This window comes from Streptococcus oralis, from assembly GCF_023109005.1.
Lineage (GTDB): Bacteria > Bacillota > Bacilli > Lactobacillales > Streptococcaceae > Streptococcus > Streptococcus oralis_BU.
In genome coordinates this window covers 36475-47603 of sequence record NZ_JALDTU010000010.1, presented here as the reverse complement: position 1 = coordinate 47603, position 11129 = coordinate 36475, and the positions used below count along the sequence as shown (strand labels likewise).

At 39.2% G+C, this 11129-nt stretch carries 12 protein-coding genes and 1 pseudogene; all 13 read left to right on the top strand.

The features are described 5' to 3' along the window. Positions 1 to 135, top strand: a pseudogene (locus M1F56_RS09095) (IS110 family transposase); the annotation flags it as partial. Between the two features lie 327 nt (positions 136 to 462). Continuing rightward, complete coding sequence (locus M1F56_RS09090) at positions 463 to 972, top strand: GNAT family N-acetyltransferase (RefSeq protein ID WP_000678130.1); 510 nt, start codon at positions 463 to 465, stop codon at positions 970 to 972. 411 nt (positions 973 to 1383) lie between these two features. Continuing rightward, complete coding sequence (gene wecB / locus M1F56_RS09085) at positions 1384 to 2538, top strand: non-hydrolyzing UDP-N-acetylglucosamine 2-epimerase (protein WP_247917501.1); 1155 nt, start codon at positions 1384 to 1386, stop codon at positions 2536 to 2538. Further along, the gene (locus M1F56_RS09080; RefSeq protein WP_247917500.1) at positions 2538 to 3317 is read left to right on the top strand and encodes a hypothetical protein; all 780 of its coding nucleotides are present in this window, start codon (positions 2538 to 2540) and stop codon (positions 3315 to 3317) included. Before wecB ends, M1F56_RS09080 begins: the two co-directional genes overlap by 1 nt. A 142-nt stretch (positions 3318 to 3459) precedes the next feature. Then, a complete protein-coding gene (locus M1F56_RS09075; protein WP_247917499.1) occupies positions 3460 to 4770 on the top strand; it encodes a glycosyltransferase family 2 protein in 1311 nt (436 codons plus the stop codon). Positions 4771 to 4778: 8 nt separating this feature from the next. Then, positions 4779 to 5882 carry a glycosyl hydrolase family 8 gene (locus M1F56_RS09070; protein ID WP_247917498.1) on the top strand — a complete coding sequence of 368 codons (1104 nt, stop codon included), beginning with the start codon at positions 4779 to 4781 and terminating at the stop codon, positions 5880 to 5882. Between the two features lie 123 nt (positions 5883 to 6005). Beyond that, positions 6006 to 7406 (top strand): bifunctional Cof-type HAD-IIB family hydrolase/peptidylprolyl isomerase, encoded by a 1401-nt coding sequence (locus M1F56_RS09065; protein ID WP_247917497.1) that lies wholly within the window; start codon positions 6006 to 6008, stop codon positions 7404 to 7406. Position 7407: 1 nt separating this feature from the next. After that, positions 7408 to 7767: a S1 RNA-binding domain-containing protein gene (locus M1F56_RS09060; protein WP_000689619.1), complete on the top strand. Its 360-nt coding sequence runs from the start codon at positions 7408 to 7410 to the stop codon at positions 7765 to 7767. Positions 7768 to 7820: 53 nt separating this feature from the next. Beyond that, the gene (locus M1F56_RS09055; protein WP_247917496.1) at positions 7821 to 8570 is read left to right on the top strand and encodes a tRNA1(Val) (adenine(37)-N6)-methyltransferase; all 750 of its coding nucleotides are present in this window, start codon (positions 7821 to 7823) and stop codon (positions 8568 to 8570) included. Then, a complete protein-coding gene (locus tag M1F56_RS09050; protein WP_247917495.1) occupies positions 8560 to 8844 on the top strand; it encodes a GIY-YIG nuclease family protein in 285 nt (94 codons plus the stop codon). The genes M1F56_RS09055 and M1F56_RS09050 overlap by 11 nt, the downstream gene beginning before the upstream one ends. 85 nt (positions 8845 to 8929) lie before the next feature. Further along, positions 8930 to 9865, top strand: a complete 936-nt coding sequence (locus tag M1F56_RS09045) for a manganese-dependent inorganic pyrophosphatase (RefSeq protein ID WP_247917494.1) — start codon at positions 8930 to 8932, stop codon at positions 9863 to 9865. 85 nt (positions 9866 to 9950) lie between these two features. Further along, positions 9951 to 10463, top strand: a complete 513-nt coding sequence (locus M1F56_RS09040) for a YiiX/YebB-like N1pC/P60 family cysteine hydrolase (protein ID WP_247917493.1) — start codon at positions 9951 to 9953, stop codon at positions 10461 to 10463. After that, complete coding sequence (locus M1F56_RS09035) at positions 10447 to 11097, top strand: DUF1803 domain-containing protein (protein WP_247917492.1); 651 nt, start codon at positions 10447 to 10449, stop codon at positions 11095 to 11097. The genes M1F56_RS09040 and M1F56_RS09035 overlap by 17 nt, the downstream gene beginning before the upstream one ends. The last annotated feature ends 32 nt before the right edge of the window (positions 11098 to 11129 follow it).

Genomic DNA, 11129 nt, shown 5'->3' with positions numbered 1-11129 from the left:
GACTTTCTAGCCAAGGAACACATCACCAAACGTGGGAATCCCTATGCCAGAAAGATTCTCTTTAAGTGCATTCATAATATAGCTTCACCTAACCACACCAATCCTTGTCATATCGCAGACTTCTATGAGAATCGGTAAAATTGTTTATGCTATATTATTGTAACACCTTATAAAAAATCACCAGATAAGGTGTTGGTTTAGTGTACACTTTTTTCACTAAACTTTCGTTCAGAAAAAGACAATTTCCTTAGTTTGACTATGGAAATCAAACTATTTTTCATCAAATACCTTGATATACTTGACAAATGGTAGAAAAGGACCTAGTCCTGTGCAATACAAGACTAAATCCTTTCAATAACTATTTGTCCAACTTTTTGGGGTCAGTACACTCACTGGGTCTTTTTTCTTTCTTTGACTATAAACGTGTTATAATGATAGTATGAATTTTCAAAGGGGTGCCTTATGAAGGGAAACAGTATTATTAGAAAAATGATCGAATCTGATACCGAACACTTATCCCAAGGTTTTATCAATCAAGGTTGGCTGGGTAGAGAAGAAATTTTGGATAGATATTTTCTTGAACAAGAATGTGGGGAGAGAGAAGTCTTAGTTGCAGAGGTTGAGGGTGCTTTAGCGGGTTATATCACAATTTTGCCCTGCGCTAAGCAGGGGCCTTTTGCAGAAATCTATCCAGAACTCTCAGATTTCAATGTCTTTGAGCCCTTTCAAAATCAAGGTATTGGAAATCTCTTGATGGAAGAAGCAGAAAAACGAGTTAGGCTCATATCGGATAAGGTGACCCTTGGTGTTGGTCTCCATTCAGGGTATGGACCTGCCCAGAGATTGTACATCAAACGAGGCTATATTCCAGATGGGACGGGTGTTTGGTATCAGAACCATCCAGTGGCGATGAAAGCTACTTGTGAAGATATCGGTGACCTTGTTTTATATCTGTCAAAAGATTTGATTTAAGATAGATCTTATAAAGTTTAACTTTAAAATAGCAAGAAGTCGTAAATTCCTTTTTCATTAGAGAGGGATTTTTTTGTTAGAAAAAGAGATGTATTCTATGAAACGATAAAATATAATTATTTGAATTATCAAAATAAAAATAAATATTCAAAAGATGGTAAGGTTTAGAATTTTAAAAAATATTTAATAAAAGTTTAAGATGGAAGGTTTACACAGTGTAAATTATATCATTACAAAAATATTACGATTATTTAAAATTAAATTAAATGCAATAATATACTTAGAAAGATTTGACATATAAATTAATTGACGGTAAAATAATTACGAAAGTTAAATTAATTGATATTGGAACTATCAAATGTACTAATTAATCTGATGTGTCAAATTTTATTATAGTAGAAGGATACAATAATGAAAAAACTGAAAGTGATGCTTGTTTTTGGAACACGACCAGAAGCTATTAAAATGGCCCCTTTAGTGTTGGAATTGCAAAAACATAGTGATAGTATTGAGACGATTACAGTTGTGACAGCTCAGCACCGTCAAATGCTAGATCAAGTTCTTGAAACGTTTAGCATCAAGCCGCATTATGACTTGGATATTATGGGGCAAAATCAATCCCTCTTAGATATTACTGGAAAAATTTTAGAAAAGTTTGATTCAATTGTTAAGCAAGAACGTCCAGATATGATTCTTGTTCATGGAGATACAACGACAACTTTTGCAGCAAGTTTAGTTGCTTTCTATAATCAGGTACGTATCGGCCACGTTGAAGCTGGTCTAAGAACATTTGACAAGTATTCTCCTTTCCCAGAAGAAATAAATCGTCAGATGACAGATAACCTTGCTGATCTTTATTTTGCTCCAACTAGTGAGAGTAAAGAAAATCTCCTCAAGGAAAATCATCCTGAGTCTGCTATTGTCATTACGGGAAATACAGCCATTGATGCCTTGAAACTAACCGTTCAATCGGATTACTATCATGAAGTTCTAGATCAATTGGATCCAGATAAGAAACTTGTATTGGTAACCATGCACCGTCGTGAGAATCAAGGTCAACCAATGAGAAATGTCTTTGCAGCTTTACGTGAGATGGTCGATCTTCATCAGGAAATTGAAGTTGTTTATCCTGTTCACCTTAGCCCTGCTGTGCAAGAAGCAGCAAAAGATATCTTAGCTGGTCATGATCGCATCCACTTGATTGAACCTTTAGATGTATTCGATTTTCATAATTTGGCTTCAAGAAGTTATTTTATCATGACCGACTCTGGCGGTGTTCAGGAAGAGGCGCCTTCCCTCGGCAAACCTGTTCTCGTCCTTCGTGACACGACGGAACGCCCAGAAGGGGTTCGTGCAGGAACCTTGAAGTTAGTTGGTACGAATCCAGCACGTGTGAAAGAGGCTATGGCAGTACTCTTAACAGATGGAACTCTTTATAGAAAAATGTCTCAGGCACCAAATCCTTATGGAGATGGAAGGGCATCTGAACGAATCGTTCGTGCTATACAACATTATTTTGGAATGGCTGAATCTGTATCTGAATTTAAAGAGGGGGAAGAGGCATAATGAAAACATGGAATAAATTTAGGAATTGGCTCCTCGCTTTTCTGGGGTGCGAGTCGCTTCTTTTAGGGCTTTCTTTTTTCTTTGCTCGAGAGATTATTTTAGAACAAATTTTGTTTTTAGCTTTAGCCTTGTTTGCAGTGTTAGTATTATCTGACCTTTTGCTTACTTGGACCCTTATCTTAACATTTGGGCTTGGACTTATCGTTTTGGTTGCGGGTGTGGTTTATATCCCAATCATTCAACTGGTCTTCTTATTAATCAGTTTTCCTCTTTTGATTGGGATTCTACTTAAGGTTCGTTATTATTTCTTCAAGGTGACCTCAAAGGTCCAAGAACAGGAGGACGCAGCTCGAGCAGATTACCATGCTATGGTAACTGAACAAAGTGATGTGACGGTACAGTCCTTATTGATTCATTGGGCACATGAAGATTTGTTCTTCCAGATAAAACCTAGAGAGTATAACCAGATGCTCAGTCGCATTCAAAAGGTAATTGCTCAGGGATTGAGTTACAATGATAAGCTCTATTACGTTTCAGATGGGAATTTTCTTGTTTTATCTAATAGTAGTCAAGATTCTTTGAAGCAACTCTATTTGAATGGTTTGCAGGAGAAACTAGGCAGTTTAGTTTTTCATGGAGAAGATGGAAACCAAGGAATTCAATTTCAAACAGGTTACTTGATGATTAACTCTGATAATAAAGATAAATACCAAGACTACTCGGATATTGCTAGTCATCTCAAACGTCAATTAGAGACAGATGTAATTGTAGAATATTAGGAGGGAAACATGACTCTAACCAATATATTTTTTGGCATTGCTTTGGGACTCAGTCTTACCTTTGGCATTTGTTTTGTCATATTATTTATTGCATACAGTATTCTTTACCATCGAGTGAACAAAAATTTTAAGGCGGTGAATCATGATTAGTCAAATGTTAATGATTTTTACCCTGCTTACTATTTGGATTTCTCTGGCTTGGGGTTTGGTAATTCTCTTTTCAGCAGTGCACTTTTGGTTTAAGCACAGTGATTTTCGTGTAGACACTTCGCCACTACCTTATTATCCTAAGGTTACCATTGTTGTTCCTGCTCATAATGAGGATGTGGTTATTGCCCAAACGGCAAAAGCTATATTGGATATGAATTATCCTCACGACCGTGTGGAATTGCTCTTGTTTGCGGATAACTGTTCAGATAACACCTATGCAGAATGTTTGTCTGTACAAGCTATGCCTGAATATGCAGGAAGAAATCTGACGATTATCGACCGTACTGGTACGGGAGGAAAAGCGGGCGTTCTAAACGATGCCTTAGAGATGGCAAGAGGTGAATACATCTGTGTTTATGATGCAGATGCCATGCCTGAAAAAAATGCCCTTTATTTCCTTGTCAAAGAAGTGATAAAGGACCCAGAACGCCACGTGGCATCTTTCGGTCGCAACAAGACTCGAAATGCCAATCAAAATTTTTTGACTCGTTGTATCAACCAAGAAATCGTTGTTACCCAGCGGGTGCACCATGTTGGGATGTGGCATCTCTTTAAAATTGGTCGTATCCCAGGAACCAACTTTATCATTCAAACCGACTTTGTAAAGAGTATCGGTGGTTGGAAAAATGGTGCCTTGACTGAGGATACCGATATTTCTTTTAAAATCATGCAGAGTGGTAAATTGATCGCCCTTGCTTATAACTCAGAGGCTTTCCAACAAGAACCTGAGACTTTAAAGAGTTACTATATGCAACGAAAACGTTGGGCTAAAGGAAACTACGAAGTTGTTCTCTCAAATTTTAAGCATTTATTTGGCAGAGCAAACTGGCGCGTTAAACTAGAAGTCTTTAACTATTCTTGTGTTTTCTTTTGGTTTAACTTTGCCATTGTCCTATCGGATTTGATTTTCCTAGCGAATGTGCTAGCGATCTGTCTTAATCTTTTCTTCCCAGATGTCAGAATTCCATTTGCTTTTGATGCGGATAATATCTACATCGCCCAGCTCATGCTCTTCAACTGGATTCTCATGATTGGTCTCTATTTGATGCAAATTATGACGGCATTAGCAAGTCAGTTTGGACAAGCGACGACAAAACAAATCTGGTTAGCCTTGGTAGCCTATTTCTCTTACGCACAGATGTTTATCGTTGTATCCATTGATTCCATTTCTTCAATCGTGCTGGACAAAGTACTCCGCCGAAAAGAAACTAAGTGGGTTAAAACCAAGCGATTTGCAGGATAGGAGGATTTATGAAAACGAATAAAATAAAATATGTATGGTTTGTGCTCATCCTTTCTATCTTTTGTTTAACCTTGTTTTTGGCAAGAGGAAGGAGTAAAGTCGAGATGCGCAATCGAATTTACAGCCAATGGAGCCAACAGTTCCTTGTTACAAAAGACGATCAGTATTATGTTCGTACGACGAGTGATTCGGAGGGAACAACAGTTCTATCTGAAGCCCAAAGTTACGGCATGCTTATAACGGTTTTGGCAGCCCAAAAAGGGCAAGCAACACAAGCAGATTTTGAGGGTCTTTATCGCTATTACCAAAATCATCGTATCGAGGGAACACAGTTGATGTCTTGGAAGCAAGTGATCACAAATGGTAGCGAAACGGTTGAGAAGCAAAACGCAACTGATGGAGATCTCTACATCGCTTATTCTTTGATTGAAGCTGCCAAGCAGTGGCCAGATAAGGCTCAGGAATATGAAGGACAAGCCAAAAGTATCTTGATTGATATTCTTCGATTCAATTATAATGAGAAGACTGGTGTCCTAAAAGTAGGAAATTGGGTCCAAAAGAATTCAGATTTTTACTATCTGATGAGAACATCTGATACACTACCTCATTATTTCCAAGTATTTTATAATCTAACTGGAGATAAACAATGGCTAGATATTAAGGATAAAATGCTTGGGCAATTAGAGCAAATTAGTTCTCAATCTGAGACAGGTCTCTTGCCAGACTTTATCTGGGTAGAGAAGTCAGGTGCGCGTGTTGCTAAAGCAAATACTATTGAATCTCAATATGATGGGGCGTATTCTTATAATGCTTGTCGCTTGCCTTATCACTTATCTCAAAGTCAAGACGAAAGAAGTCAAAAACTCGTTCAAAAGATGATGGATTTCTTTATGAAAGAACAACGCATTTATGCTGGTTATGACATGAATGGAACTGACCTCAATCAATATCAGGCAGGTAGCTTTTTGGCACCGATTACCTATGCGTCTGACAGGGGAGAAGGTTATCTGAAACTTCTTCAGCAAAATAAATACATTTTCACACAAAATTTACCTTTGGACAACTACTATGATGCAACGATGATTACCATGATTGCTCTAGAGATGTTCTAGGATTAAAAGAGAGGGCTAGTTTTACTGGCTCTCTTTTTGATAGGATTTTCATCTTTTTTCAAAAAAGGAATTTCATCAGCTTTATGGTATAATGGAAAGAGTTAGATTGAAAGAGGTAGAGAGATGGATGCAAAATTAAAATACAAGGCAAAGAAGATTAAAATCATCTTTTTTGATATTGATGATACCTTGCGTACGTCAAAGACAGGTTTTATTCCAGCTACAATTCCCACTGTCTTTAAACAGTTACGTGAAAAAGGAATTTTAACAGGAATTGCCTCTGGGCGCGGTATTTTCGGTGTCGTTCCAGAGCTTCGTGAGCTCAAGCCAGACTTTTTTGTAACTCTGAATGGGGCTTATATAGAAGATAAAAAAGGCCAGGTCATTTATCAGCATCAGATTGACAAGTCAGATGTTGAGGAGTATATCTCTTGGACTAAGCGAGAGGGAATTGAGTATGGCTTGGTTGGCAGTCATGACGCCAAACTCTCCACGCGAACAGAACTGATCAGTGAGGCGATTGATCCGATTTATCCGAACTTGGGTGTGGATCCTGACTTTCATGAAAAAGTAGAGGTTTATCAGATGTGGACCTTTGAAGATAAAGGGGATGGCTTGCACTTACCAGAGTCTTTATCGGATAAACTTCGCATGGTGCGTTGGCATGAACATTCATCTGATATCGTTCTGATTTCAGGATCCAAAGCAACTGGTGTAGCCAAGGTTGTAGAACATCTAGGCTTGAAACCAGAGAATGTTATGGTCTTTGGGGATGGTCTCAATGACATGGAACTCTTTGATTATGCTGGAATCAGTATTGCTATGGGTGTTTCCCATGATAAAATCAAAGAAGAAGCAGATTATATTACAAAAACAGTAGAAGAAGATGGCATTTTTAATGCCTTAGAAGGATTTGGTATGGTAGAAAAAGAATTGCATTTCCCACAAGTAGAAATTGAAACAGTAGAAGGTCCGTTGGCGACTATTAAGACAAATTACGGAGACTTGCGTATCAAGCTCTTCCCTGAACATGCTCCCAAAACAGTAGCCAACTTTGTTGCTCTGTCAAAAGACGGTTACTATGATGGTGTAATTTTCCACCGAATTATCAAGGACTTTATGATCCAAGGCGGAGACCCAACTGGTACTGGTATGGGGGGAGAGTCCATTTATGGACAAGCTTTTGAAGATGAATTTTCTGAAGAACTTTACAATATTCGTGGTGCTCTTTCTATGGCCAATGCTGGTCCAAATACCAATGGAAGCCAGTTCTTTATCGTGCAAAACCAACACTTGCCATACTCTAAGAAAGAGATTGCGCGTGGTGGTTGGCCTGAACCAATCGCTGAGATTTATGCAGAACAAGGTGGAACACCTCATCTAGACCGTCGTCATACTGTTTTTGGGCAATTGGTAGATGTAGAATCTTTTGCGGTCTTAGATGCCATTGCAGCTGTTGAAACTGGAGCGATGGATAAACCAGTTGAAGATGTGGTAATTGAAACGATTGAAATTGAGGACTAGGATGAAAATTGGTGATAAGCTAACTGGGCGTATTACAGGAATTCAGCCCTATGGTGCCTTTGTTGAGTTAGAGACAGGGGTGACAGGGCTGATTCACATTTCGGAGATTCGGACGGGATTTATTGAAAATATCTATGACATTTTAAAAATTGGTGATGAAGTCCAAGTTCAGGTGGTGGATTTTGACGAATACACTGGGAAGGCCAGTCTTTCTATCCGTACTTTGGAAGAGGAAAAACATCAATTGCCAAGACGGAGACGTTTTTCTAATGATCGGATCAAGCACGGTTTTGCGCCTCTTGGGCGAATGATGCCTGTTTGGACGCGTGAGGCACTTGAGCATTTAAAGAAGAAGCCATAAATACGATTATCTAAAATATTTGTAATATTAATATCGTTTGTTATAATAAAAGTATGAAAGAAGAACAATTATTAAAATCAGGAGAGCGAATCAACCAGCTCTTTTCGACAGATATCAAGATCATTCAAAATAGAGAGGTGTTTAGCTATTCGGTGGATAGTGTTCTCTTGTCACGCTTTCCACGCTTTCCTAAAAATGGCTTAATTGTGGACTTTTGTGCTGGAAATGGTGCAGTGGGACTTTTTGCTAGTTCACGTACTCAGGCGCAGATAATATCTGTAGAGATTCAGGAGCGTTTGGCGGATATGGCAGAGCGTTCGGTTCGGTTGAATGGCTTGGAAGAGCAGATGCAGGTTATTTGCGATGATTTGAAAAATATGCCTACTCATATCCAAGGAAGTAAGGTGGATATGATTTTGTGCAATCCGCCTTATTTCAAGGTGGATCCGCATTCTAATCTCAACGAGAGTGAACACTACCTTCTGGCCAGACACGAAATTACGACTAACCTAGAAGAAATCTGCCGAAGTGCTCAGAGTATTCTCAAGTCTAATGGCCGTTTGGCCATGGTTCATCGTCCAGATCGGCTTTTGGATATCTTAGAGATGCTCAAACGCCACAATTTGGCACCCAAGCGCCTGCAATTTGTCTATCCTAAACGTGAGAAGGAGGCCAATATGCTCTTAATCGAAGCTATCAAGGATGGATCGACCAGTGGCTTTAAGGTCTTGCCACCTCTCATCGTTCACAATGATGATGGTTCCTATACACCAGAAATTCAAGAGATTTACTATGGATCATAAAGCCTATATGTATGTGGTGGAGTGCCGCGACGGTTCTTACTATACGGGCTATACAACGGATGTGAAGAGGCGCCTTGCCGTTCATAATAGTGGTAAGGGAGCCAAGTATACCCGAGCTCGCTTGCCAGTCAAACTCATCTATACTCAGGGTTTTGCCAGTAAGGAAGAAGCCATGTCTGCAGAGGCTCTCCTCAAACGCAAGAAACGTCCACAGAAAGAACGATTTTTATCCGAAAATCAAGAGAAAAATCTAATCAATCATATTGATGTCTAACGAGGAGTCCTTTGACTCCTCTTACTTTTGTCAAAAAGCGAAAAAAATGCTAAAATAAGATGAATAAATTTAAAGAGGTATTATCATGTCTAAGATTCTAGTATTTGGTCACCAAAATCCAGACTCAGATGCCATCGGGTCATCTGTAGCCTTTGCCTATCTTGCAAAAGAGGCTTATGGATTGGACACAGAAGCAGTAGCACTTGGAACTCCTAATGAAGAAACAGCCTTCGTTTTGAACTATTTTGGTCTAGAAGCACCACGCGTCATCACATCTGCTAAAGCAGAAGGTGCAGAGCAAGTCATCTTGACTGACCACAATGAATTCCAACAATCAGTGTCAGATATCGCTGAAGTAGAAGTATACGGAGTAGTGGATCACCACCGTGTGGCTAACTTTGAAACTGCAAGTCCGCTTTACATGCGTTTGGAACCAGTTGGATCAGCTTCATCTATCGTTTACCGCATGTTCAAAGAACATGGTGTAGCAGTTCCTAAAGAAATCGCAGGTTTGATGCTTTCAGGTTTGATTTCAGATACCCTTCTTTTGAAATCTCCAACAACTCACCCATCTGATAAAGTCATTGCTCCTGAATTGGCTGAATTGGCTGGTGTCAACTTGGAAGAGTACGGTCTTGCTATGCTGAAAGCTGGTACAAACTTGGCTAGCAAATCTGCTGAAGAATTGATTGACATCGATGCTAAGACTTTTGAACTCAACGGAAATAAGGTTCGTGTTGCCCAAGTCAACACAGTTGATATTGCTGAAGTCTTGGAACGTCAAGCAGAAATTGAAGCTGCAATGCAAGCGGCTAATACAGCAAACGGTTACTCTGACTTTGTCTTGATGATTACAGATATCGTCAACTCAAACTCAGAAATTTTGGCTCTTGGATCAAACATGGACAAGGTCGAAGCATCCTTCAACTTCAAACTTGAAAACAACCATGCTTTCCTTCCAGGTGCCGTTTCACGTAAGAAACAAGTGGTGCCACAGTTGACTGAAAGCTTTAATGGCTAATTGTCTGAGAGATAATTAAAATGAGAAAACGATGTTTTCCTTATAGCTAAAGGGGTTTCGGCTCCTTTTTTTCTAGGAGAGAAAGATGTTAGAAAATGGTGACTTGATTTTTGTGAAGGATCTTTCAGATATGGGGCAGGCTATCCAGGCTTCTACGGGGAACTATAGTCATGTAGCCATCTTTTTGGAAGGATTGATCTACCATGCTAGTGGGCAAGCAGGGGTCATCTGTCAAGGACCAGATGAATTTTTTGAACCGACTCATCTCTACGATCTCTATACCTACCCAGAGATAGAAACTGATTTGGTGAAGGTGAGAGCTAGCAAACATTTAGGTGCACCCTATAATGCCTCTTTTTATCCAGATGGATCTGGCTTTTACTGCTCCCAGTATATCGCGGAAATTCTTCCTATTTTTGAGACTATTCCCATGAAATTTGGGGACGGGGAGCAGGAGATTAGTGATTTTTGGAGAGAATACTACAGGAAACTCGAACTTCCTGTGCCTCTGAACCAACCTGGGACTAATCCCAGTCAGTTGGCGGCATCTCCTCTTTTAGAATGTAAAGAAAGGAATCTTCATGATTCAGATTTTTAATCCTTCTCGTTTGACTCGACAGCCATTTTTTATAGATTTGGTTGACTATCTGGACCAGCATGATGATGTTATCCTTCGGGAGATAAAGGCTCAATTTCCAGATGTATCAGTTGATAAGCTTATGGAAGAGTATATAAAGGCAGGCTTGATCCTAAGGGAAAACAAACACTATTCGCTCAATCTTCCTTTTCTAGAATCTACGGATGATTTAGCCCTTGACCAAGAAATTTTTATCAGAGAGGATAGTCCAGTATATCAAACCTTGCTAGAGAAGACTTTTGAGACAGAATTGCGCAATCAAACCAATGCAGCCATTTTAGTCGAATCTACGGATTTTGCAAGAGAAAAGATGACCCTATCCAACTATTTCTACAAGGTCAAGCACCAATATCCTTTGACAGAAAAACAGCAGAAACTCTATGCTATTTTAGGAGATGTTAACCCTGAGTATGCCCTCAAATATATGACGACTTTTTTGTTAAAATTCCTCAAAAAAGATCAACTGATGCAAAAACGCCGTGATATCTTTGTGGATAGTTTGGTCGTCTTGGGTTATATTGTTCAAAACGAAGAAGGGAAGTATGAGTTGGCTGTTGATTTTGACAAGGAACGCTTGTCTTTCTATTTGTCTTAATTGGTAGCTTTTGAGCAGATTGTTTGACTTTG